General features: G+C 71.9%; 26 protein-coding genes and 1 pseudogene. 22 read left to right on the top strand and 5 right to left on the bottom strand.

The features are described from left to right. The first annotated feature begins 339 nt into the window (after window positions 1–339). From MXD57_RS23840 to MXD57_RS23850, 3 genes are all read left to right on the top strand, one after another. Complete coding sequence (locus MXD57_RS23840; RefSeq protein ID WP_374114744.1) at window positions 340–1,329, top strand: heme o synthase; 990 nt, start codon at window positions 340–342, stop codon at window positions 1,327–1,329. Window positions 1,330–1,398: 69 nt separating this feature from the next. Beyond that, window positions 1,399–1,731 (top strand): hypothetical protein, encoded by a 333-nt coding sequence (locus MXD57_RS23845; RefSeq protein WP_250403824.1) that lies wholly within the window; start codon window positions 1,399–1,401, stop codon window positions 1,729–1,731. 95 nt (window positions 1,732–1,826) lie between these two features. Next, complete coding sequence (locus tag MXD57_RS23850) at window positions 1,827–2,933, top strand: amidohydrolase family protein (RefSeq protein WP_250403826.1); 1,107 nt, start codon at window positions 1,827–1,829, stop codon at window positions 2,931–2,933. An 80-nt stretch (window positions 2,934–3,013) separates the two neighbouring features. Here MXD57_RS23850 and MXD57_RS23855 read toward each other — a convergent pair whose 3' ends face one another. The 3 genes from MXD57_RS23855 to MXD57_RS23865 form a co-directional block, all read right to left on the bottom strand. After that, complete coding sequence (locus MXD57_RS23855; protein WP_250403827.1) at window positions 3,014–4,024, bottom strand: COX15/CtaA family protein; 1,011 nt, start codon at window positions 4,022–4,024, stop codon at window positions 3,014–3,016. 46 nt (window positions 4,025–4,070) lie between these two features. Next, window positions 4,071–4,844, bottom strand: coding sequence for an ABC transporter permease (locus tag MXD57_RS23860; RefSeq protein ID WP_250403829.1), 774 nt, complete (start codon window positions 4,842–4,844; stop codon window positions 4,071–4,073). Window positions 4,845–5,024: 180 nt separating this feature from the next. Beyond that, the gene (locus MXD57_RS23865; RefSeq protein WP_250403831.1) at window positions 5,025–5,948 is read right to left on the bottom strand and encodes an ABC transporter ATP-binding protein; all 924 of its coding nucleotides are present in this window, start codon (window positions 5,946–5,948) and stop codon (window positions 5,025–5,027) included. Window positions 5,949–6,436: 488 nt separating this feature from the next. Here MXD57_RS23865 and MXD57_RS23870 point away from each other — a divergent pair, with 488 nt between their 5' ends. From MXD57_RS23870 to MXD57_RS23930, 13 genes are all read left to right on the top strand, one after another. Continuing rightward, complete coding sequence (locus MXD57_RS23870; RefSeq protein ID WP_250403833.1) at window positions 6,437–7,195, top strand: helix-turn-helix transcriptional regulator; 759 nt, start codon at window positions 6,437–6,439, stop codon at window positions 7,193–7,195. Next, the gene (gene sufB, locus MXD57_RS23875) at window positions 7,192–8,613 is read left to right on the top strand and encodes a Fe-S cluster assembly protein SufB (protein ID WP_250403835.1); all 1,422 of its coding nucleotides are present in this window, start codon (window positions 7,192–7,194) and stop codon (window positions 8,611–8,613) included. Before MXD57_RS23870 ends, sufB begins: the two co-directional genes overlap by 4 nt. Before the next feature lie 56 nt (window positions 8,614–8,669). Beyond that, window positions 8,670–9,854 carry a Fe-S cluster assembly protein SufD gene (sufD, locus tag MXD57_RS23880; RefSeq protein ID WP_250403838.1) on the top strand — a complete coding sequence of 395 codons (1,185 nt, stop codon included), beginning with the start codon at window positions 8,670–8,672 and terminating at the stop codon, window positions 9,852–9,854. Next, window positions 9,851–10,171: a non-heme iron oxygenase ferredoxin subunit gene (locus MXD57_RS23885; protein WP_250403840.1), complete on the top strand. Its 321-nt coding sequence runs from the start codon at window positions 9,851–9,853 to the stop codon at window positions 10,169–10,171. The genes sufD and MXD57_RS23885 overlap by 4 nt, the downstream gene beginning before the upstream one ends. Before the next feature lie 7 nt (window positions 10,172–10,178). Further along, window positions 10,179–10,943: a Fe-S cluster assembly ATPase SufC gene (sufC, locus tag MXD57_RS23890; protein ID WP_250403842.1), complete on the top strand. Its 765-nt coding sequence runs from the start codon at window positions 10,179–10,181 to the stop codon at window positions 10,941–10,943. After that, entirely contained in the window at window positions 10,940–12,196 is a 1,257-nt protein-coding gene (locus MXD57_RS23895) for a cysteine desulfurase (RefSeq protein WP_250403844.1), read from the top strand. Before sufC ends, MXD57_RS23895 begins: the two co-directional genes overlap by 4 nt. Window positions 12,197–12,213: 17 nt before the next feature. After that, window positions 12,214–12,681, top strand: a complete 468-nt coding sequence (sufU, locus tag MXD57_RS23900) for a Fe-S cluster assembly sulfur transfer protein SufU (protein WP_250403846.1) — start codon at window positions 12,214–12,216, stop codon at window positions 12,679–12,681. Further along, window positions 12,678–13,010 (top strand): metal-sulfur cluster assembly factor, encoded by a 333-nt coding sequence (locus tag MXD57_RS23905; RefSeq protein WP_030745090.1) that lies wholly within the window; start codon window positions 12,678–12,680, stop codon window positions 13,008–13,010. The genes sufU and MXD57_RS23905 overlap by 4 nt, the downstream gene beginning before the upstream one ends. Before the next feature lie 95 nt (window positions 13,011–13,105). After that, the gene (locus tag MXD57_RS23910) at window positions 13,106–13,426 is read left to right on the top strand and encodes a DMT family transporter (protein WP_250403848.1); all 321 of its coding nucleotides are present in this window, start codon (window positions 13,106–13,108) and stop codon (window positions 13,424–13,426) included. Continuing rightward, a complete protein-coding gene (locus MXD57_RS23915) occupies window positions 13,426–13,962 on the top strand; it encodes a TetR/AcrR family transcriptional regulator (protein WP_250403850.1) in 537 nt (178 codons plus the stop codon). The genes MXD57_RS23910 and MXD57_RS23915 overlap by 1 nt, the downstream gene beginning before the upstream one ends. 64 nt (window positions 13,963–14,026) lie before the next feature. Beyond that, window positions 14,027–15,016, top strand: coding sequence for a 2,3,4,5-tetrahydropyridine-2,6-dicarboxylate N-succinyltransferase (gene dapD, locus MXD57_RS23920; protein ID WP_250403852.1), 990 nt, complete (start codon window positions 14,027–14,029; stop codon window positions 15,014–15,016). Window positions 15,017–15,414: 398 nt separating this feature from the next. Further along, window positions 15,415–15,906: a DUF2975 domain-containing protein gene (locus tag MXD57_RS23925; protein ID WP_250403854.1), complete on the top strand. Its 492-nt coding sequence runs from the start codon at window positions 15,415–15,417 to the stop codon at window positions 15,904–15,906. Next, window positions 15,906–16,127, top strand: coding sequence for a helix-turn-helix domain-containing protein (locus MXD57_RS23930; RefSeq protein WP_250403856.1), 222 nt, complete (start codon window positions 15,906–15,908; stop codon window positions 16,125–16,127). The genes MXD57_RS23925 and MXD57_RS23930 overlap by 1 nt, the downstream gene beginning before the upstream one ends. Before the next feature lie 172 nt (window positions 16,128–16,299). Here the strand turns inward: MXD57_RS23930 and dapA are convergent, their stop codons facing one another. Then, window positions 16,300–17,193: a 4-hydroxy-tetrahydrodipicolinate synthase gene (dapA, locus tag MXD57_RS23935; protein ID WP_250403858.1), complete on the bottom strand. Its 894-nt coding sequence runs from the start codon at window positions 17,191–17,193 to the stop codon at window positions 16,300–16,302. A gap of 156 nt (window positions 17,194–17,349) precedes the next feature. Here dapA and MXD57_RS23940 point away from each other — a divergent pair, with 156 nt between their 5' ends. The 5 genes and pseudogenes from MXD57_RS23940 to MXD57_RS23960 form a co-directional block, all read left to right on the top strand. Beyond that, window positions 17,350–17,502: a hypothetical protein gene (locus tag MXD57_RS23940; RefSeq protein WP_250403911.1), complete on the top strand. Its 153-nt coding sequence runs from the start codon at window positions 17,350–17,352 to the stop codon at window positions 17,500–17,502. Then, window positions 17,499–18,185, top strand: coding sequence for a hypothetical protein (locus tag MXD57_RS23945; protein ID WP_250403860.1), 687 nt, complete (start codon window positions 17,499–17,501; stop codon window positions 18,183–18,185). Before MXD57_RS23940 ends, MXD57_RS23945 begins: the two co-directional genes overlap by 4 nt. A 56-nt stretch (window positions 18,186–18,241) precedes the next feature. Beyond that, entirely contained in the window at window positions 18,242–18,661 is a 420-nt protein-coding gene (locus MXD57_RS23950; protein ID WP_250403863.1) for a phage holin family protein, read from the top strand. Beyond that, complete coding sequence (locus MXD57_RS23955) at window positions 18,658–19,176, top strand: DUF3618 domain-containing protein (RefSeq protein WP_250403865.1); 519 nt, start codon at window positions 18,658–18,660, stop codon at window positions 19,174–19,176. The genes MXD57_RS23950 and MXD57_RS23955 overlap by 4 nt, the downstream gene beginning before the upstream one ends. 211 nt (window positions 19,177–19,387) lie before the next feature. Continuing rightward, window positions 19,388–19,600: pseudogene (locus tag MXD57_RS23960) on the top strand (SRPBCC domain-containing protein); the annotation flags it as partial. A 12-nt stretch (window positions 19,601–19,612) separates the two neighbouring features. Here the strand turns inward: MXD57_RS23960 and MXD57_RS23965 are convergent. Further along, entirely contained in the window at window positions 19,613–21,439 is a 1,827-nt protein-coding gene (locus MXD57_RS23965) for an endonuclease/exonuclease/phosphatase family protein (protein WP_250403867.1), read from the bottom strand. A 265-nt stretch (window positions 21,440–21,704) separates the two neighbouring features. Between MXD57_RS23965 and MXD57_RS23970 the strand changes: the two genes are divergently transcribed. After that, window positions 21,705–23,132, top strand: a complete 1,428-nt coding sequence (locus tag MXD57_RS23970) for a hypothetical protein (protein WP_250403868.1) — start codon at window positions 21,705–21,707, stop codon at window positions 23,130–23,132. Window positions 23,133–23,224 lie beyond the last annotated feature (92 nt).

Raw genomic sequence — 23,224 nt, forward strand, 5'->3', positions numbered from 1 at the left:
TGGGGGCGTGCCCCCTCCCGGCCGCCGGTGTGCACTGCCCGCCCACCGGCCGTCACGAGCCTACCCCCGTGAGGACGTGCGTTTTTTCGAGTTCATTACAGACTGCCGGGACTCTCGGGCATCCGCCTCCCGACCGGCCGACAGCGCATTTGGCAGATGAATACGGAGCCGCTCATCCGTCTGCTCAATCGAGCTCCACCGCACCTCGGACGGGCGCTCCGCCAACACGACCCCACCCCCGCGAAGGACGGGGTATGGGCAACGTCTAAAGTGGCGTGGTACGCGCGAGCCCTCACCCGGCCTTCATGAGGGAGGCTCGCTGGGATGTCTCTGTCAGGGGTGTGCGTGACGGCCGTCGAATCCCGTCCTGGGGGCACCTCCCAGGCCCTTCAGGCGCTCGGGGAGGGTGTGGTTCGTGAGGAGAGCCAGAGCCCGGTTCACCGGCCGTTCGGGGCCCGTGTCAAGGCGTTCGTGGCGCTGACCAAGCCGCGGATCATCGAGCTGCTGCTCATCACCACCGTTCCGGTGATGTTCCTCGCCCAGCAGGGCGTGCCCGACCTGAAGCTGGTGCTGCTCACCTGCGTCGGCGGCTACCTCTCGGCGGGCGGCGCCAACGCGCTGAACATGTACATCGACCGGGACATCGACGCCCTGATGGACCGCACCGCGCAGCGGCCGCTGGTGACGGGCATGGTCAGCCCGCTCGAGTGCCTGGTCTTCGGCATCACCCTGGCCGTCGTCTCGACGCTGCTGTTCGGGCTGACCGTCAACTGGCTGTCCGCCTGGCTGTCACTCGGGGCGCTCCTCTTCTACGTCGTCGTCTACACGATGATCCTCAAGCGGCGCACCTCGCAGAACATCGTCTGGGGCGGCATCGCCGGCTGCCTGCCGGTGCTGATCGGCTGGTCCTCGGTGACCGACTCGATGTCCTGGGCGCCCGTCGTCCTCTTCCTCGTCATGTTCTTCTGGACGCCGCCGCACTACTGGCCGCTGTCCATGAAGGTCAAGGAGGACTACGCGCGCGTGGGCGTGCCGATGCTCCCGGTCATCGCCTCCAACAAGGTGGTCGCCCGGCAGATCGTCATCTACAGCTGGGTGATGGTCGCCGTCTCCCTGCTGCTCACCCCCCTCGGTTACACCGGCTGGTTCTACACGGCGGTCGCCCTCGCGGCCGGCGGCTTCTGGCTGTGGGAGGCGCACGGTCTGCAGAACCGGGCGAAGGCCGAGGTGACGGGTGTGAAGCTCAAGGAGATGCGGCTGTTCCACTGGTCCATCACCTATGTCTCCATCCTCTTCGTCGCGGTCGCCGTCGACCCCTTCCTGCGCTGACCCGCGCCGGGCGCACGTCACAGCGCCCTGCTCTCGCCAGTCGATCTACCCGTGAGTAGCATCCTGTTCATGGCAGACACGCAGCAGGTTGACCCCAAGGACGAGCGCAGGGCGGCGAAGCTGGCCCGGCACATCGGCGCCTTCGCCAAGGCCCACGGCGGAGCCGAGGGCCAGGTGGCCCACATCGGCGAGCGCGGAGCCCGCATCGTGCTCGTCGGCGAGGACGGCGGCTGGGGCGACCTGGTGGCGCCCAGCACCGCCGTCGCCGAGCAGGCCGTCGAGCGGGCCGGCATCACCGTCCACGAGTCCTTCGACGGCGAGTTCGCGGCGAAGGTGACCACCGGCCGCTACGAGTGGAGCCGGATGGCGGGCCTCCAGCTCGGCGGCCCGGCCAACGGCTGACGCCGGGCCCGGTTCGCGGGACCCGGGGCGACACCGGATCACGGGTTCACCCGTTAGGCCCTGCAAGAAGCGCAGCGCCTCCACGGGGAGCCCGCATGATCGAAACGCCGTCCCTCGTGGACCAGTACTGCCACGGCGTGCTGCGCACCGAGCTGGGCCTCGGCACCTTCGAGACCCGGCTCGCGCGGACCGAGGGACCGCCCGCGCCGGGCACCACCCTCTTCGACACCCAGACCGGCTTCGCCGTACGCCGCTGGTGCCCGCCCCTGCTCGGCCTGGAACCGCACTGCCCGCCCGCCCGGTACCTGGCCCGGCGCCGGGAACTGGGCGTGCTGGAGGCGGGCCGCCGGCTGCTGCGGGGCAGCGGGATCAGCACCTACCTCGTCGACACGGGCCTGCCCGGCGACCTGACGGGCCCGGCGGAGCTGGCGTCCGCCGGTGACGCCGAGGCCCACGAGATCGTCCGCCTGGAACTCCTCGCCGAACAGGTCGCGGACACCTCGGGCACCGTCGAGGGCTTCCTCGCCAACCTCGCCGAGTCGGTGCACGGGGCCGCCGCCGAGGCGGTCGCCTTCACCTCCGTCGCCGGCCTCCGGCACGGCCTGGCCCTCGCCCCCGAGCCGCCGGGCCCGGGCGAGGTGCGGGGCGCGGCCGGCCGCTGGCTCGCCGGGCGGCGGGTGGGCGGGGCGCTGACCGACCCGGTGCTGCTGCGGCACCTGCTGTGGATCGCGGTCGCCTCGGGGCGGCCCCTCCAGATCCACGCCGGGCTGGGCGAGCCCGGCTCCCGCATCGACCGCACCGATCCGGTGCTGCTCACCGACTTCGTGCGCGCCACGGCCGGGCTCGGCACCGACCTGATCCTGCTGCACGGCTACCCGTACCACCGCCACGCCGCGCACCTCGCCGGAGTCTTCCCGCACGTCTACACCGACTCCGGCGCGGCCCTCGTGCGCACCGGCGCCCGCGCGGTCACCGTCCTCGCCGAGATCCTCGAACTGGCACCGTTCGGCAAGGTCCTCTTCTCCAGCGGCGCCCACGGCCTGCCCGAGCTGCATGTCGTGGCCGCGCTGCTGTTCCGGGAGGCCCTGGGACGGGTGCTGGGCACCTGGGTCGCCGAGGACGCGTGGTCCCCGGACGACGCCCGGCGGGTGGCCCGGATGGTCGCGGCGGACAACGCCCGGCGGGTCTACGCCCTGGGCTGAGGGCTGAGGGCTGAGGGCTGAGGGCTGTGCGGCGGCGCGTGGGCCGGCGACCGAGGCGCCGGCCACCGCGTGCGGATGGCTCAGGCGGGCGTGCCCACCGCCACCTCGGCCGACGGTCCGGGCAGGCCGGGGGCGGCGCCGGGGCGCTCCCGGAGCGACAGCAGCACCCGCAGCACGCCGATCCACACCAGGCACGAGCCGAGCATGTGCAGACCGACGAGGACCTCGGGCAGGTGGGTGAAGTACTGCACGTAGCCGATGACGCCCTGCCCGAGCAGGATCAGAAACAGCTCCCGGGTGCGTGCCAGGGGCCCGCCGGGCGCGTCCACCGCCTTGAGCACGAACCACAGCGCGAACGTCAGCGTCACCACGATCCACGCGAGCACGGCGTGCAGCTTGGAGACGCTCTCCCAGTCGATCGGGATCCGCTCGACCTGCGAGGAGTCGCCCGCGTGCGGCCCGGCCCCGGTCACCACCGTGCCGACCGCGATGAGCAGCACCGACGCCGCCACCAGGAACCACACGAGCTGCTGCACCGCCTTGCCGACCAGCGGACGCGGCGTCCCGTCGCCCTCACGGGTGCGCTGCCACAGCACCGTGGCGACCGCGATCAGCGCCGAGGAGAGCAGGAAGTGCGCGGCGACCGTGTACGGGTTCAGGCCGACCAGGACGACGACGCCGCCGAGCACCGCGTTGCCCATGACCACCCAGAACTGCGCCCAGCCCAGCCGGGTCAGGCTGCGCCGGCGCGGCTTCTCGGCACGCGCGGCGACGATCGCCCAGCCGACGGCCGCGCACAGCACGTACGTCAGCATCCGGTTGCCGAACTCGACGACCCCGTGGAAGCCCATGGCCCGGGTGGTGGTCAGCGAGTCGTCGGTGCAGGTCGGCCAGGTCGGGCAGCCGAGGCCCGAACCGGTGAGGCGGACCGCGCCGCCGGTGACCACGATGACCACCGACATGACGAGCGCGGCGAGCGCCGCCCGCCGGACGGTCCGGGGATCCGGTGTCCAGCGGTCGGCGATGAGGGCGAGCGGGTTGCGCAGCGCCGCGATGGCGGCGGCGCGGGTCAGCTTTGGCACGTGCACCATGGTAGGCCGCCGCTTGTGCACGCGTTCACGAGGGTCCGCCGCGGCCTCACTCCCAGCGGAAGGACTTCCCCGCCGCGGCCAGTCCCAGGACCGCCCACACCGCGAGGATCCCCAGGTCGCCCCAGGGCACCGCGGCCCCGTGCTGGAGGACGTCCCGCAGGCCGCCGGAGAGCGCCGAGATCGGCAGCAGGCCGAGCACGTGCTGACCGGCCGGGCCGAACTTCTCCAGTGGGACGACGACCCCGCCGCCGACGAGCAGCAGCAGGAAGACCAGGTTGGCCGCGGCCAGTGTGGCCTCGGCCTTCAGCGTGCCCGCCATCAGCAGGCCGAGCCCGGAGAAGGCTGCCGTGCCGAGGACCAGCAGGAGCACGACGGCGAAGGGGCTGCCGTGCGGGGACCAGCCGAGGGCGAACGCGATCACGGTCAGCAGGATCACCTGAAGGATCTCGGTGACCAGCACCGACGCCGTCTTGGCGGCCATCAGTCCCCAGCGGGGCAGCGGGGAGGAGGCCAGCCGCTTGAGCACGCCGTAGCGGCGCTCGAAGCCGGTCGCGATGGCCTGCCCGGTGAACGCCGTGGACATCACGGCGAGGGCCAGGACGCCGGGCGCGAGGAAGTCCACGGCCTTGCCCTCGCCGGTGTCCACGACGTCCACGGAGCTGAAGAGCACCAGCAGCAGCGTCGGGATCACGACCGTCAGCAGCAGTTGCTCGCCGTTGCGCAGCAGCATCCGGGTCTCCAGCGCCGCCTGTGCCGCGATCATGCGGGGGAGGGGCGCCGCGCCCGGCTTGGGGGTGTAGGTACCCGGCCCGGCGGTCATGAACGCAGCTCCTTGCCCGTGATCTCCAGGCTGTGGCCTCCCGGGGGGCGACCCCCGGACCCCCGGCCGGTCTCCGTGCGGGACGCGGTCATGAACGCAGCTCCTTGCCCGTGATCTCCAGGCTGTGCCCTCCCGGGGGGCGACCCCCGGACCCCCGGCCGGTCTCCGTGCGGGACGCGGTCATGAACGCAGCTCCTTGCCCGTGATCTCCAGAAAGACGTCCTCCAGGGTGTGCCGCTCCACCGAGATGCGGTCCGGCATCACCCCGTGCTGGGCGCACCACGAGGTCACCGTGGCCAGCAGTTGCGGGTTCACCTTGCCGACGACCCGGTAGGCGCCGGGCGTCAGCTCCGCGGCCGTGCAGTCGGCGGGCAGCGCCTTCAGCAGCGAGGCCACGTCGAGGCCGGGACGGCCGGTGAAGCGCAGGGTGTTCTCGGCGCCGCCCTTGCACAGCTCCTCCGGGGAGCCCTGGGTGATGACACGGCCGCCGTCGATGATCGCCACGTCGTCGGCGAGCTGCTCGGCCTCTTCCATGTAGTGCGTGGTGAGGATCACCGAGACGCCGTCGGCGCGCAGGTCCCGCACCAGGTCCCAGGTGGCCCGGCGGGCCTGCGGGTCGAGGCCCGCCGTCGGCTCGTCCAGGAACACCAGCTCAGGGCGCCCGACCACGGCCATGGCGAGCGCGAGCCGCTGCTGCTGGCCGCCGGACAGCCGCCGGTAGGAGGTCCGGCCGCAGGAGCCGAGCCCGAGGCGCTCCATCAGCGCGTCCACGTCCAGCGGGTGCGCGTGCAGTGCGGCGATGTGCCGCAGCATCTCGTCGGCCCGGGCGCCGGAGTACACGCCGCCGGACTGCAGCATCACGCCGATCCGGGGGCGCAGCTCGGCGGACTGCCGTACCGGGTCGAGGCCCAGGACGCGCACCGTGCCGGAATCCGGCTTCCGGTACCCCTCGCAGGTCTCGACCGTGGTGGTCTTCCCCGCCCCGTTGGGGCCGAGTACGGCGGTCACACCCGCCCGGGCCACCAGGTCCAGCCCGTCCACCGCGGTCTTGTCGCCGTACCGCTTCACCAAGGCCTGGACCTGGACCACGGGCTCGCTTCGCATGAACCCAGAGTCTAGGGACGCGGCCGGGCGTTCGGGCGTGGGGGTACCGGAACTCCCGCCCGCGGGGCCGGCGCGGCGGGAGCACCACTGCGCGGGCCACCCGCCGCGCCGCCGTCCGCCACCGGCCGGGCCGAGCACGTCGAGCAGCGCCTGGACGGCGGCGACGGCGCCCGCGTTCACCCGGCCGAGGGAACTCGGCGAGGAATGCGCGGGACGCCCTCGCCGCACCCGGCACCGAGCCGGCCCGGCTGCTCGGCCATGCCGTCCCGGGGGGCAAGAGGGCCGGTCGGAGAGGGGTGGACACGGCCCCGGAGTCCGCCCGGCCGGCGTGCGCGGCGCCGGCGAATCGCCTGGCCGGGGCGGCCGGAATGATCGATCAGAAGATCGTTTCCGCAGGTCGGATTAGGTATGCCTAAGTGACGCAGGGCACCGGGGGGTGATCCGGACGGCGCTTGTCAGCCTCCGAGGAATTACGCAACAATGGCGTTGTGAAAAACGTCGGCGAGGCTCGGGAGACCCCGGTGGGGACCCCCCAGGAGGAGCTCGCGACCGGGGAGCGCTCGACGCGCAACCGGGTCGCGCGGTCCATCCTGGACCACGGCCCGTCGACCGTCGCCGAGCTGGCCGGGCGGCTGGGCCTCACCCAGGCCGCCGTTCGCCGTCACCTGGACGCGCTCGTCGCCGACGACGTCGTGGAGGCCCGTGAGCAGCGCGTGTACGGCGCGCGCACGCGCGGCCGGCCCGCCAAGGTGTTCGCGCTCACCGACTGCGGCCGGGACGCCTTCGACCAGTCGTACGACAAGCTCGCCGCGGACGCGCTCCGCTGGATCGCCGAGCGGGAGGGCGGCCCGGGGGCGGTCGCCGCCTTCGCCCGGGCCCGGTTCGCCGCGCAGGCGAGGGCCTACCGCGAGGCGATCGAGAGCGTCGGCCCCGAACTGCGCGCCGAGGCGCTGGCCAAGGCCCTGAGCGCGGACGGGTACGCTGCTGCGGCGCGCAGCGCGCCCCTCCCGCAGCAGGGTGAGCAGCTCTGCCAGCACCACTGCCCGGTCGCCCATGTGGCGGAGCAGTACCCGCAGCTCTGCGAGGCGGAGACGGAGATCTTCGCCGAGCTGCTGGGTACCCATGTGCAGCGGCTGGCGACCATCGCGCACGGCGACGGCGTCTGCACGACGTTCATCCCCAAGATTTCGAAGTCCGATCAGAGCCACCAAGCATCCGCAAGCACGGCCGGGAGGAACCCCGCATGACTCTCCCCACGGAGACTGCCCACCCCGAACTCGAGGGCCTGGGCAAGTACGAATACGGCTGGGCCGACTCCGACGTCGCCGGTGCCTCTGCCAGGCGCGGTCTCAACGACGACGTCGTCCGCGACATCTCGGACAAGAAGTCCGAGCCGGAGTGGATGACGAAGCTGCGCCTCAAGGGTCTGAAGCTCTTCGAGAAGAAGCCCATGCCGAACTGGGGCTCGGACCTGTCGGGCATCGACTTCGACAACATCAAGTACTTCGTGCGCTCCACGGAGAAGCAGGCGGAGTCCTGGGAGGACCTGCCCGAGGACATCAAGAACACCTACGACAAGCTGGGCATCCCGGAGGCCGAGAAGCAGCGCCTCGTCGCCGGTGTCGCCGCCCAGTACGAGTCGGAGGTCGTCTACCACCAGATCCGCGAGGACCTGGAGGAGCAGGGCGTCATCTTCCTGGACACCGACACCGCCCTGAAGGAGCACCCGGAGCTCTTCAAGGAGTACTTCGGCACGGTCATCCCGGCCGGCGACAACAAGTTCGCCGCGCTCAACACCGCCGTCTGGTCCGGCGGCTCCTTCATCTACGTGCCGAAGGGCGTGCACGTCGAGATCCCGCTCCAGGCCTACTTCCGTATCAACACGGAGAACATGGGCCAGTTCGAGCGGACCCTGATCATCGTCGACGAGGGTGCCTACGTGCACTACGTCGAGGGCTGCACCGCCCCGATCTACAAGTCGGACTCGCTGCACAGCGCGGTCGTCGAGATCATCGTCAAGAAGAACGCCCGCTGCCGTTACACGACCATCCAGAACTGGTCGAACAACGTCTACAACCTGGTCACCAAGCGCGCCGTCGCCTACGAGGGCGCGACCATGGAGTGGATCGACGGCAACATCGGCTCCAAGGTGACGATGAAGTACCCGGCCGTCTACCTGATGGGCGAGCACGCCAAGGGCGAGACGCTGTCCATCGCCTTCGCGGGCGAGGGCCAGCACCAGGACGCCGGTTCCAAGATGGTCCACATGGCGCCGAACACCTCGTCCAACATCGTCTCCAAGTCGGTGGCGCGCGGTGGCGGCCGCACCTCGTACCGCGGCCTGGTCGAGATCGGCGAGGGCGCCGCGGGCTCCAAGTCCAACGTGCTCTGCGACGCGCTGCTGGTCGACACCATCTCCCGCTCCGACACCTACCCCTACGTGGACGTCCGCGAGGACGACGTCTCCATGGGCCACGAGGCGACCGTCTCCAAGGTGTCCGAGGACCAGCTCTTCTACCTGATGAGCCGCGGTCTGTCCGAGTTCGAGGCGATGGCGATGATCGTGCGCGGCTTCGTCGAGCCGATCGCCAAGGAACTCCCCATGGAGTACGCGCTCGAGCTCAACCGGCTGATCGAGCTCCAGATGGAGGGCGCGGTCGGCTGACGCCGCCGCCGCTCCCGTCAAGCCACTCACGCAAGAAAGCGAGCAGACCGACAGCCATGGCTGAGGCTCAGAACATCCCCGTGGGCTCGACCACCGCGGGCCAGATCGCGGTGGCCGCCGAGTCGACCGTCGCCACGCGCATGAGCGTGCCCCCGTCCTTCGACGTGGCGGACTTCCCGGTCCCGCACGGCCGCGAGGAGGAGTGGCGCTTCACGCCGCTGGAGCGCCTGCGCGGCCTGCACGACGGCAGCGCCGTCGCGACCGGCGCCGGCGTGAAGGTCGCCGTCGAGGCCCCCGAGGGCGTGACCGTCGAGACCGTCGGCCGCGACGACGCGCGGATCGGCCGGGCCGGCACCCCGGTGGACCGCGTCGCCGCCCAGGCCTACTCGGCGTTCGAGCAGGCCGGAGTGGTCACCGTCCCCAAGGAGACGGTGCTCACCGAGCCGATCCGCGTCGCCGTGCACGGCGAGGGCGGGGTCGCCTTCGGGCACCAGGTCATCGAGCTGGGCGCCTTCGCCGAGGCCGTCGTGGTCATCGACCACACCGGTGACGCGGTGCTCGCCGCGAACGTCGAGTACGTCCTGGGCGACGGCGCCAGGCTGACCGTCGTCTCCGTCCAGGACTGGGACGAGAAGGCCGTCCACGTGGCCCAGCACAACGCGCTGGTCGGCCGGGACGCCTCCTTCAAGTCCGTGGTCGTCACCTTCGGCGGCGACGTGGTCCGGCTGCACCCGCGCGTGGAGTACGCCGGTCCCGGTGGCGAGGCCGAGCTGTTCGGCCTGTACTTCACCGACTCCGGGCAGCACCAGGAGCACCGCCTGCTGGTCACCCACAACACCCCGCACTGCAAGTCCAACGTCGTCTACAAGGGCGCGCTCCAGGGCGACGACGCGCACGCGGTCTGGATCGGCGACGTGCTCATCGAGGCCGCCGCCGAGGGCACGGACACCTACGAGATGAACCGCAACCTCGTCCTCACGGACGGCGCGCGCGTCGACTCGGTGCCGAACCTGGAGATCGAGACCGGCGAGATCGTCGGCGCCGGTCACGCCTCCGCCACCGGCCGCTTCGACGACGAGCAGCTCTTCTACCTGATGGCCCGAGGCATCCCCGAGCAGGACGCCCGCCGCCTGGTGGTCCGCGGCTTCTTCGCCGAGCTGGTCCAGCAGATCGGTGTCGCCGACATCGAGGAGCGCCTGCTCGCCAAGATCGAGGAGGAGCTGGAGGCCTCGGTCGCATGACGTCCTTCGTACGCGCCTGCGGGCTGAGCGAGCTGGAGGAGGACACCCCGAAGCGGGTGGAACTCGACGGCACGCCGGTCTCGGTCGTCCGGACCGAGGGCGAGGTGTTCGCGATCCACGACATCTGCTCGCACGCGAACGTCTCCCTGTCCGAGGGCGAGGTGGAAGACTGCCAGATCGAGTGCTGGCTGCACGGATCCGCCTTCGACCTGCGCACCGGCAAGCCGTCCGGCCTCCCCGCCACGCGCCCCGTCCCCGTATACCCCGTAAAGATCGAAGGGGACGACGTTCTCGTCTCCCTCACCCAGGAGTCCTGAGGCACCCATGGCAACGCTTGAAATCCGAGACCTGCACGTCACCGTCGAGGCCGACAACGCCACGAAGGAGATCCTCAAGGGCGTCGACCTGACCGTGAAGCAGGGCGAGACGCACGCCATCATGGGCCCCAACGGCTCCGGCAAGTCGACCCTCGCCTACTCGCTCGCGGGTCACCCGAAGTACACCATCACCAGCGGCACCGTGCTCCTCGACGGCGAGGACGTCCTGGAGATGTCCGTCGACGAGCGCGCCCGCGCGGGCCTGTTCCTGGCGATGCAGTACCCGGTCGAGGTCCCCGGCGTCTCGGTCTCCAACTTCCTGCGCACCTCCGCCACCGCCGTCCGCGGCGAGTCCCCGAAGCTGCGCACCTGGGTGAAGGAGGTCAAGGAGGCCATGGAGCGCCTCAACATGGACCCGTCCTTCGCCGAGCGCAACGTCAACGAGGGCTTCTCCGGCGGTGAGAAGAAGCGGCACGAGATCCTCCAGCTCGAACTGCTCAAGCCGAAGGTCGCGATCCTCGACGAGACGGACTCCGGTCTGGACGTCGACGCCCTTCGCATCGTCTCCGAGGGCGTCAACCGCGTCCGCGAGACCGGCGAGGTCGGCACCCTGCTGATCACGCACTACACGCGCATCCTGCGCTACATCAAGCCCGACTTCGTCCACGTCTTCTCCGCCGGCCGGATCGTGGAGTCCGGCGGCGCCGAGCTCGCCGACAAGCTGGAGGAAGAGGGCTACGAGGCTTACACGAAGGGTGGCGCATCCGCGTGACACAACTGCCGGGCCTCCTCGACACAGAGGCGATCCGCAAGGACTTCCCCATCCTGGACCGAGTCGTCCACGACGGCCGGAAGCTCGTGTACCTGGACAACGCCGCGACCTCGCAGAAGCCGCGCCAGGTGCTGGACGCCCTGAGCGAGTACTACGAGCGCTACAACGCCAACGTCCACCGCGGTGTGCATGTGCTCGCCGAGGAGGCCACGGCGCTGTACGAGGGCGCGCGCGACAAGGTCGCCGCGTTCGTCAACGCGCCCAGCCGCGACGAGGTGATCTTCACCAAGAACGCCTCGGAGTCGCTGAACCTCGTGGCCAACATGCTGGGCTGGGCCGACGAGCCCTACCGCGTGGACCACGAGACCGAGATCGTCATCACGGAGATGGAGCACCACTCCAACATCGTGCCGTGGCAGCTGCTGGCGCAGCGCACGGGCGCGAAGCTGAAGTGGTTCGGACTCACCGACGACGGCCGGCTCGACCTGTCCAACATCGACGAGGTCATCACCGAGAAGACGAAGATCGTCTCCTTCGTGCTGGTGTCCAACATCCTCGGCACGGTCAACCCGGTCGAGGCGATAGTCCGCCGCGCGCAGGAGGTGGGCGCGCTGGTGTGCGTCGACGCCTCGCAGGCGGCGCCGCACATGCCGCTGGACGTCCAGGCCCTCCAGGCCGACTTCGTGGCCTTCACCGGCCACAAGATGTGCGCCCCGACCGGCATCGGTGTGCTGTGGGGCCGCCAGGAGCTGCTGGAGGACCTGCCCCCGTTCCTCGGCGGCGGCGAGATGATCGAGACGGTGTCGATGCACTCCTCGACGTACGCCCCGGCGCCGCACAAGTTCGAGGCGGGCACGCCGCCGGTCGCCCAGGCGGTCGGGCTCGGCGCGGCGATCGACTACCTGGGCTCCATCGGCATGGACAGGATCCTCGCGCACGAGCACGCGCTCACCGAGTACGCGGTGGAGCGGCTCACCCAGGTGCCGGACCTGCGGATCATCGGCCCGGCCACGGCCGAGGACCGGGGGGCCGCGATCTCGTTCACGCTGGGCGACATCCACCCGCACGACGTGGGCCAGGTCCTCGACGAGCAGGGCATCGCGGTCCGCGTCGGACACCACTGCGCCCGACCCGTCTGCCTGCGCTACGGAATTCCCGCGACCACGCGAGCGTCGTTCTATCTGTACTCCACGCCGGCGGAGATCGACGCTCTGGTCGACGGCCTGGAGCACGTACGGAACTTCTTCGGCTGACAGGGACGAGCGATCGCATGAAGCTGGACTCGATGTACCAGGAAGTCATCCTGGACCACTACAAGAACCCGCACGGGCGGGGCTTGCGGGACGGCGACGCCGAGGTGCACCACGTGAACCCGACGTGCGGCGACGAGATCACCCTCCGAGTGAAGTACGACGGCACGACGATCGAGGACGTCAGTTACGAGGGCCAGGGCTGTTCCATCAGCCAGGCCTCCGCCTCGGTGCTGAACGAGCTGCTGGTCGGCAAGGACCTGGCCGACGCGCAGAAGATCCAGGAGACCTTCCTGGAGCTGATGCAGTCGAAGGGCAGGATCGAGCCGGACGACGCCATGGAGGAGGTGCTGGAGGACGCGGTCGCGTTCGCCGGCGTCTCCAAGTACCCCGCCCGGGTCAAGTGCGCCCTCCTGAGCTGGATGGCGTGGAAGGACGCGACGGCCCAGGCGCTGGACGGCGCCGACGCCGAAAGGAACACCGCATGAGCGACACCGTGGAGATGAAGCCCGCCTCGGAGGAGGAGCTTCGCGAGGCCCTGATGGACGTCGTCGACCCCGAGCTGGGCATCGACGTCGTCAACCTGGGCCTGATCTACGGCATCCACGTCGACGACGCGAACATCGCGACCGTCGACATGACCCTGACGTCCGCGGCCTGCCCGCTGACGGACGTCATCGAGGACCAGGCCAAGTCCGCCACGGACGGCCTGGTCAACGAGTTGCGCATCAACTGGGTCTGGATGCCGCCGTGGGGCCCCGACAAGATCACGGACGACGGCCGCGAGCAGCTCCGCGCGCTCGGGTTCAACGTCTGACACAGTGCCCGACGAAAGGGGGCCGCGGTCGTGTGCCGCGGCCCCCTTTCGTGTGCGCACCACCCGGAGCGGCGTCGATGTGTACGCTCGTACACATGGGATATCTGTGGCTCGCCGGCGCCATCGCCGCCGAGGTCGCCGCGACGACGGCGATGAAGTACAGCGACGGCTTCAGCAGGCTCGTGCCCTCCCTCGTGACGGCCCTGGGCTACGTCGTCGCCTTCGCACTGCTCGCCCGGACCCTGCGGACCGTGTCCATCGGCACGGCGTACGCGATCTGGTCCGGCGCCGGGACGGCGACGATCGCCGTCATCGGCCTGACGCTGTTCGGCGAGGGGCTGAGCGTCGCCAAGGCGGCCGGGATACTCCTGATCGTCGGGGGCGTCGTGGTCCTGAACCTGGGCGGTGCGCACTGATGCCCCGCCGGCACGACCCCGGCCGCCGGCAGCGGATCATCGACGCGGCGCTCCGGGTGGTGGGGGAGAAGGGCATCGCCGGGCTCAGTCATCGCTCGGTGGCCGCCGAGGCGGACGTCCCGCTCGGCTCCACGACGTACCACTTCGCCACCCTGGACGATCTGCTGGTGGCCGCGCTGGAGCAGGCCAGCGAGGGGTTCGGCGACGTGCTCGACGCCGACGGGTTCCTCGCGGACCCGGACGCCGACCTCGCGGCGGGCCTCGCCCGTGTCCTCGGCGAGTGGCTGGGCGGCGACCGGCCGGGGGCGGAGCTGGAGTACGAGCTGTACCTCGCCGCGCTGCGGCGCCCCGCCCTGCGTCCCGTCGCCGCACGCTGGACGCGCCGGACGGCCGCGCGGCTGGCCGGGCGCACCGGTCCGCGGACGGCCCGGGCGCTGCTGGCGCTGATGGACGGCATCTGCCTCCAGGTCCTGCTCACCGGCGGTTCCTACGACGAGGAGTACGCGCGCAGCGCGCTGGCCCGGCAGATCCGCTGACCCGGCGCCCGGCACGTGAGACGCGGTTCGCTCCGGTGCCCCCGCCCACGTTAGGTTTTCCCACATGACCGACACGACTGCTTCCCGCACCACCGGTGCCGTGGCCGCCGGCCTCGCCACCCTCGCCTCCGACGGCACCGTTCTCGACACCTGGTTCCCGGCCCCCGAGCTGGTCGCGGACCCCGGCCCGGCCGGCACCGAGCGGCTGTCCGCCGAGCGCGCCGTGGAGCTGCTCGGCGACGGGGCCACCGCGGCGACCGGCCCGGACGCCCGCCGGGGCGTCGAGGTGGTCGCGGTCCGTACGGTCATCGCCTCGCTCGACGAGAAGCCGATCGACGCGCACGACGTCTACCTGCGCCTGCACCTGCTGTCGCACCGCCTGGTCAAGCCGCACGGCCAGAGCCTGGACGGCATCTTCGGCCACCTCGCCAACGTCGCCTGGACCTCGCTCGGCCCGGTCGCCGTGGACGACATCGAGAAGGTGCGGCTGAACGCCCGCGCCGAGGGCCTGCACCTCCAGGTCACCTCGATCGACAAGTTCCCGCGCATGACGGACTACGTCGCCCCGAAGGGCGTGCGCATCGCCGACGCCGACCGGGTCCGCCTCGGCGCCCACCTCTCCGAGGGCACCACGGTGATGCACGAGGGCTTCGTCAACTTCAACGCCGGCACGCTCGGCACCTCCATGGTCGAGGGCCGCATCTCCGCGGGCGTCGTGGTCGGCGACGGCTCCGACATCGGCGGCGGCGCGTCCACCATGGGCACGCTGTCCGGCGGCGGCAACGTGATCATCTCCATCGGCGAGCGCTGCCTGGTCGGCGCCGAGGCGGGCGTGGGCATCGCGCTCGGCGACGAGTGCGTGGTGGAGGCCGGCCTGTACGTCACCGCGGGCACCCGCGTCACCATGCCCGACGGCCAGATCGTCAAGGCCCGCGAGCTCAACGGCGCCTCCAACATCCTCTTCCGCCGCAACTCGGTCACCGGCGCGGTCGAGGCCCGCCCCAACAACGCGGTCTGGGGCGGTCTGAACGACATCCTGCACAGCCACAACTGAGCGACGGCGGCCGTGAACTGCGGCCGGACGCCTCGCCTGTCAACGTCCCGACCCGCCGCCGAGTCTCCGGCGGCGGGTCGGCGCCGGTCATGGCTGAGCGCCCTTCCACGGCCCCTGGACGGCCCGGGAGGGCGCTCTTGCGTGAGCGCCCTCGCCCGGAGAACTCCCGGGCCCGCGTCCGAGAGGGGCGGGAGGGGGCACGGGTCGCCCCTGGCCCGCGGCGGGGTCCTCGGCCGCGTCGCGTGTCTCCTCGGCGGTGATGTCGATGTACCGCTCCCGGCCGGTGGGGCCGAGGGCCTGCGGGGGTGTCCCGGTCGGCACGGACAGCGCGCCCGCGCCCTTGCTCCATCTATCGAATCTCGATAGATTCTCATCGTGACTCGATGGAAGGACGGCTCGTGGGAAAGCTGACTGTGCGCGTACTGCGCGCCGTGCTCGCGGTGGTGCTCGCCGGCACCGTGTTCGTGCAGGCGGGGATGGTGTGGATGCTGGCCGCCGGGAACGACCCCGAGGACGGGTCGCTCCCGCTGACCGCGCTGCGCGTGATCACGGTCCTGGGCATGGTGTCCGTCCAGGTCGCCCTGGTCTGCGTATGGCGGCTGGTGACGATGGTGCGACGCGGAACGGTGTTCTCCCACGCCGCCTTCCGGTACGTGGACGGAGTGATCGGCGCCATCGTGGCGGCCGCCCTCCTGTGGTTCGCCGTCACGGCGCTCAACGCGCCGGGCCAGCGGGAGGACCCGGGCGTCACCGTCATCATGGCCGGGGTCGGCGTGGCCGTTCTCGGGGTCGCGCTCATCGTGCTCGTCCTGCGGACGCTGCTCGCCCAGGCCGTCGCGCGCGACGTCGAAGCGACGCGGATGCGGGCCGAGTTGGACGAGGTGATCTGATGCCGATCGTCGTCGACATCGACGTGATGCTGGCCCGCCGGAAGATGTCCGTGGGCGAGCTCGCGGACCGCGTGGGGATCACGCCCGCCAACCTCGCCGTACTCAAGAACGGCCGCGCCAAGGCGGTGCGCTTCGTGACCCTCGCCGCGCTCTGCGAGGTGCTCGCCTGCCAGCCGGGCGATCTGCTGCGCTGGGAGGCGGAGGACGCGGCGGACGGCTGACGCGCCCCGGGGTCCCGCGCGGCCGGGACCCCGGGTGCGGTGCGGTGGCCGCCCGCGGATTCGTGGCCGGGGGTGCACGACGGCGTACCGGGTTCCCCGGTGCCGACGCCGGCGCACGGCCTCGCCGGGCCTCCCGCTCCGTGGCCCCGGTGCCCGTTCCCGCCGGGATCGGTCAGGCCGCGACGACCTCCTCGTACAGTGCCCGCAGTCCCTGTGCCGTCTCCCGGGTGGCGGGCAGCAGGGGTGGGCGTACCGGGCCGGCGGGCAGGCCGAGCCGGCCGAGCAGGGCCTTGGCGGTGACCGCGCCGGGAAGGCCCGCGGCCATCATCGCCCCGATCAGCGGCGTCACGCCGGACTGCAGTGCGGTGGCGCGGGCGGTGTCACCGGCGTCGAACGCGTCCAGGACGGCGGCGATCCGGCCCGGCACCGCGTTCGCGACGGTGCTCACGCAGCCCGCCGCGCCCACCGCGTACAGCGCGAGGATGTGCTCGTCGCAGCCCGCGTAGTACGCCAGTTCCGTCCGGGCCAGCACCTTCTGGGTGCCGAGGAAGTCGTACGAGCAGTCCTTGACTGCGACGATCCGGGGGTGCTCGGCGAGCCGGATCATCGTCTCCGGCTCGATCCGGGTGCCGGTGCGGTCCGGGATGTCGTACAGCATCACCGGCAGGCCGCTCGCGTCGGCGACCCGCCGGAAGTGCTCCTCCAGCGCCTCCTGGGGCGGCCTGCTGTAGTACGGCGTCACGACCAGCACCCCGTCGGCGCCCGCCTTCTCCGCCGCCCGGGCCCCCTCGGCCGTGTGCCGGGTGTCCGCCGTGCCGACGCCCGCCACCAGCGCGGCCCGGTCGCCGACCGCCTCCCGGACGGCCGCGATCAGCTCCGCCTTCTCCGTGTCCGTGGTGGTCGGCGACTCGCCCGTGGTGCCGTTCAGCACCAGTCCGTCGCAGCCCTCGGCCACCAGCCGGTCCGCCAGTCGCCCGGCTCCCTCCGGATCGAGCGCACCCGCCTCGGTGAAGGGGGTGATCATCGCGCACAGGGTGCGGCCGAAGGGCCCGCGTCGGATCGTCATGCAGGTAGTCTCGGCGTTCCCATGGTGAAGCTCTACTTAAATTCACTACGAGATATCCATAAGGGATGCTGACAGGTTCGGGTGGTGGCCGAAGGCCGTGTGTCCAAGTCGGCCGACATGGGTCACTATGAGTCGGGACGGTCGTTGACGTCGGTCATGGGAGGCACCATGAAGCTCGGCAAGGCACTGGCCACCGGAGTCGCCGAGGAGCGGCCCCTCGTCCACCAGCAGGAGCCGGATCTCCCCGAGGAGAGCGCCCGCACCGTACCGGCCGAACCGGCCCGCGAAGAGGTTCCGGCGGCCCGATGAGGCTGCGGCTCCCGGTGGAACGCCCGACGGAGCCGCCGACCGGATACAAGATCGCCCACCCGGTGCTGTCGCAGGACGGCACCCGGGCCGGGTTCACCGGTGTGTCCCTGGGCGGCGCGCTGCCGTACGGCGTGCTCGACGACGCCTCCTGCGTCTACGGGCGCCGGCATCGCGCGCCCGCGCGCCTGTGCGACTGCGGATTCCACTGCGTGCACGACCGCACGGCCGTCGAGGCCCTGCTGTGTACGGCCGAGCACCGGTCCGCCGTCCTGCTCGAAGTCTCCGTGCTCGGCGCCTACATCCGTTTCGAGCGCGGCTTCCGGTACGCCCGGCAGCGGGTGCGCACCGCGACCGTCGGCCCCTGCGCCTGCGGGGCCGGCCCGGTGGCGCTCGCCGACGCCGGCTGGGGCAGACCCGGCTGGCGGGCCCTGTCGCCCGCGTGCGCGGGCTGCGTGCGGGCACGTAGGTCCGTCCCGCTCGCGGGCTTCGCCCGGTTGGCCGGAGAGGGTCTGCGGGTGGTGCCGGCCGCCACCGCGCCGTCGGCCGGGCCGACGGCCGACGGGGACCCGGGCGTGCCCGAACTCGTGGCCGAGGCGGCCCTGTTGCAGGCGCGGCTGGACTGGTTCCAGACGCAACTCGCCCGGCTGGGTCCACCCGGGGCGGGGGGAGAGGGAAGAGGGTGACGGACCCGGGCCGCTGGGTACTCGGGGGGTTCCGTACGGAGGAGGAGGCGGAACACGTGACCGTGACCTCGCAGACACGGCCCCCTGTCGACGGGCACCCGTCCACGGGTGAACTCGTCAGCCGGGCCACCGAACAGCTCTCCCGGCTCCTGCGGCAGGAGGTCGCCCTCGCCAAGGAGGAGCTGTCCGAGAAGGGGCGCCACGCCGGACGGGGCGGCGGACTGCTCGGTGCCGCGGGCGCCGTCGGTTACGTCGGCCTGATCACCCTGGCCGGCGCCGCCACCGCCGCGATCGCCCTCGCGCTGCCGGTGTGGGCGTCCGCGCTGATCGTCGCCGCGGTGTTCTTCGCCGTGGCCGGCCTGCTGGCCGTGGCCGGACGGGCGCAACTGCGCCGTGCGACCCCGCCCAGGCCCGAGGCGACGCTCGACAGCGTCAAGGCGGACGTCGACGTGATCAGGGAAAGGGCACACCGATGAGCCACAAGAACCCGCACGGCTCGGGAGCCAAGGGCCCCGACGAACTGCGCCACCAGATAGAGCGGACCCGCAGCCAGCTCGGCGACACCGTCGAGCAGCTCGTCGGCAGGGCCGACATGAAGGGCCGGGCCAAGGCCCGCGCCGCCGACCTGAAGGACAAGGCCGGCGCCATGAGCGTGCAGCTCCGCTCCAGCGCCGCGCAGGCCGGCCACACCGTGCAGGGCCGGTCCGGCCACGCCCGGCACGCGCTGCAGGACCGCTCGGCCCCGGCCCGGCACGCCCTGCAGGAACGCGCCGCGACCGCCGGGCACGCGCTGCAGGAACAGGCCACCAGCGCCGGGCACGCCCTGCGGGAACGGCGCACGCGGCACGCCGGCGACGGCCTGCCGGAGCTGCGCGGCGCGCTGGAGGCGGGCAGGCGGCACCGGGGGCCGGTCCTGGCCGCCGGTGCCCTCACGGCCGCCGCCGTCGTGGCGGTCGTCGCCTGGCGCCGGCAGCGCGGCCGCTGCTCCTGAACCGCTCCCGCCCGTCCGCCCCTGCGGCGGACCGGTACCGCCGACCGCCCCCGCGCCGAAGCCTCCGTCCTCCCGGACCATGGGGAAGCCATCGGTGCGGGGGCGGTCGCAGGTGACCGGGTCCGTGATCGAGGACGGCCGCGACCCCCGGATCGCCGTCGCCCTCCGTCCCGCGGTCCGGGGCCGGCCCGCCCCGAAAGCCGAGCAGGAACCCGGCGGGCGGACCCTGGACGCCGTACTCGACTACCGCAACCCGTACTTCATCGGGCTGCGCACCGACCGCGCCCTCATCCGCTTCTGCGGGCGCGGCCACTGGGGCGCCCCGCTCGGCATCAGCGTCCACGACTTCGCGCCCGACGCGGACGGCCGGGCCGGCGAGGCGGCCTGGCAGGACTGGCTGAACGGCGTGTTCGGCCAGTCCTGAGCCGGACGGCGGTTACGGACGGAACCTCAGCACCTGCGGGTCGTGGTCGCTGATCTGGTCGTGGAACTCCGAGTTGATGTGCACGCTGTCGTACTCGAGGCCGCAGTGGCGGCGGATCGCCGGGCTCACCAGGATCTGGTCCAGGACCTGCTGGTTGCCCTGGTAGTCGTAGGTGTAACGCTCCCTCTTCGGCAGCGACTTGATCGCCGACCACAGCGCGCCGTCGCCCTCGAGGATCCGGGTGGTGCCGGAGAACTCGAAGTCGTTGATGTCGCCGAGCGCGATGACGTTCGCGTTCTTCTGCACCGACAGGATGTCCTTGACGAAGCCGTTCACCACGGTCGCCTGCGCGTGACGCTGGATCTCCGAGCTGCGCACCGGCGGCTGGTACTGCGACGTCAGGGCCTGGTCGCCGCCCTTGGAGTTCAGGTGGTTGGCGATCACGAACACCGTCTTGCCGCGGAAGACGAACTCGCCGGCCAGCGGCTTGCGGCTGTTCTCCCAGGCCGCGTCGGCCGGGGCGATCCGGCCCGGGGAGGCCGTCAGCCGCGCCTTGCCCCGCTCCTTGGTGACGCCGATCGCGGTGGTGGAGTCGCCGCCGGCGCGGTCCACGAAGGACACCCGCTCCGGGTTGAACAGGAAGACCTGGCGGATGTTGCCGCCGGGCTGGCCGCCGTCCTGGTCGTTGACCGGGTCGATCGACCGCCAGTCGTACTCCGGGCCGCCCGCGGCGACGATCGCGTCGATCAGCTTGTTCACGGTCTCGCTCGCGTCGACGGTGCCGTCGTCCTGGGCGCCGTTGTTGTCCTGGATCTCCTCCAGGGACACGATGTCGGGCGATCGCAGGTTGTGCACGATCGCCGCGGCGTGCTCGCCGAAGGTGGCGTCCGACGGGTCGAGGTTCTCGACGTTGTACGTCGCCACCGCGAGCTCGCGGCGGGACTGCTTCTGCGTGGTCTCGCGCTGCAGGCCGCCGCTCCTCAGCGAGCCCAGCTCGCTCGCGACCAGGGTGTAGCCGCCGTACTGGTTGAAGTCCAGCGGGCCGGTGGTGGTGCCCTCCAGGGTGTCGCCGACGTCCGCCTTCGGGAAGTCGGCGGTCGAGCCCAGCGACTGGATCTGCAGCCGGCCGGTGTTCTGGGAGTCATAGGAGCCGTAGACCGTGCCACCGCGGCGGCCGGCGTGCTCGTGCGGCTTCACCGTGACCCACAGCTCGCTGTACGGGTCGGTCGCGGTGACCACTCGCGCGTCGGCGACCTGGACGTTCATGCCCTCCAGGGACTCGTAGTAGTCCAGGGCGTACGCCGACGGGTCGAGGGTGAGGCCGTTGACCGAGCCGGCCGCGGCGGTGTCGCCGGCGGGGGCGTAGGCGTCCGGCACCGCGTCCTCGTCCACGACGACCGGGGCCGGGACGGCGTTGCCGGTGGAGACCGTGGTGATCGTGGGCTTGGTGATCTCCGTCACCGACTGGTTGCCGGAGGAGGTGCCGCCCGGGACGTACTCGGAGACCGTGCCGGTCACCGTGGCCGAGTCGCCGACCGCGACCTTCGGCGTGGAACCGGTGTAGACGAAGACGCCCTCGCTGGTGGCCGGGTTGTCGTCCGGCGCGGTGTCCTGCAGCCAGAAGCCCTTGGAGGAGCCGTAGGTGCGGGTGGCCGTGACGATGCCGGGGACGTCCGTGACCTTCTGCCCCGCGAACGGGGATATCCGGGTGGTGCCCTGGATGTCGTGGATGCGCACCGAGTCGGCGTGCGCGGGAGTGGTGAGGACGACGGCGGACGCCGCGCTGCAGACGGCGGCGACGGTGAGCGCGGCGAGGCGCGCGGAAGACCTGCTCGGCAAGGGATCCCTCCGGGGACGTGACTGGGCGCCGGGACGAGGGCGAAACGGCAGCGTGTGGGACTCGTGGCCCTCTGTGACACGCGTAGAGCCGAGTGAACAGTTGTCCCCCCAACTTCTACGCGCGTCAATCTCCTGCCTGGGGAGGGGAGTTGTCAAGGTTTCGGCCATGTACGGTGCCCGTCGGGGAGATGAACCGGGCGGCATGGGTGGAAATCCGTCTAGGCTGAGCGGCTGAGCCCTTTCACGGTCCTAGGAGATTCAGTCGATGTCAGACAGCTCCCCCCTGCCGCCCGTGCGGCTGCGTCCCGAAGCGGAGCTGGCGCGCGCCGCGCTGTCCACGCCGTTGCTCTCCCGCGCGGCCCGACTCGCCCGCTGGGCCGGGCCCGACACCCAGGTCGACGCCGGTGGCGGACTGGTCGAGGAGCGGCTGCCGGCCGCGGCCGAACTGCTCGGGCTGGGCGGCGACGACGCCGCCGCCCACGCGAGCGAGGCCTGGCGGGTCGCCGTGGACGCCGGGCTGGTCGCGGTCACCGACGAGGAGGCCGGGACCGTCACGGCCGGGGAGGAACTGGCGCTGCTCACCGCCGGTTCCCCGCACGACGTGCTCACCGTGTGGCTCAGCGCCCTGGAGACGGTCGTCGCGGACGCGAGCGTGCCCGACCTGGACGGTCTGCTCGACGCCGTCGACGCGGGCGGCGAGATCGATTTCGAGTCTCTCGACTGGGACCCGGAGGCCGAGGCCGAGTTCCTCGACGGCGTCCTCGGCACCCTCTACGCGCTGACCGTCAGTGAGGACGGCCCGGGTGACGCCCCGGTACCGCTGCCCGCCCTCGCCGCCTCGGTGATCGTCCCCAGCGACATGGGCGAACCCACCAACGACGTCCTGGAGCAGGTCTCCGACGCGATGATGCGCCTCGACGACCAGTTCCGGATGCTGGAGCCGGTCGGTCTCGTCGAGTACCAGCCGGTGGACGAGGCACTGATGGCGGACGCCGACGAGGAGCCCGCGGCGCCCGTGGACGACACCGACGTCTCCCGCTACGGCATGGTGCGGCTGACCCCGCTCGGTGCGTACGGGCTGCGGGCGCGGCTGCTGGAGGCCGGCTTCGAGGCGCCCGCGGTCGGCGAACTCGCCGACAAGGGCGCGGACGCGCTGCTCGACGGCACCTCCCGCTTCGGCCAGTCCGCCGCCCGCGCCGAGACCGAGCAGTGGCTGGCCCGGCGCGAACCGCTCGCCTCGGCACGGGAGTTGCTGACGGCGGCACGCGGCGCCGACACCGGGGCACCGCTGCGCCGGCTGCGCTGCCAGCAGGCGCTGTCCCTGCTCGGCGCGGAGGCCGAACCGGCACTGCGGGACGTGCTCGACGACCCCGAGCTGGGCGGACTCGCCCGGGTCTGGCTCAGCGAACACGGCGCCTCGGGCGTGCCCGCGCCCTCCCAGGAACTGGTGTTCTGGCTGACCGTCGACACCCTGGCCGCCCAACTCCAGGCCGAGGGCAACTCCGAGGAGTTGCAGGCCCTGGTGGAGGGCCTGGCCGAGCAGCACAGCGGGTTCTTCGCGGCGGCCTGGCGGGTGGACCACCCCGCGACCGCCGACGTGCTGGAGGCGATGGGGCGGCTGCATCCGGACAAGAAGGTGGCCAAGGAGGCGCGCAAGGCCGCCTTCAAGGCCCGCTCGCAGCAGGGCGGCTGAGGGCACGGGCCGCGGCCGGTGCTCCCACCGGCCGTCGGGCGGTCCGTACGGCTTCGCGACGCGTGCGGCTTCCCGGTGTGCACGACCTCGCG

The organism is Streptomyces cellostaticus, assembly GCF_023630175.1.
GTDB lineage: Bacteria > Actinomycetota > Actinomycetes > Streptomycetales > Streptomycetaceae > Streptomyces > Streptomyces cellostaticus_A.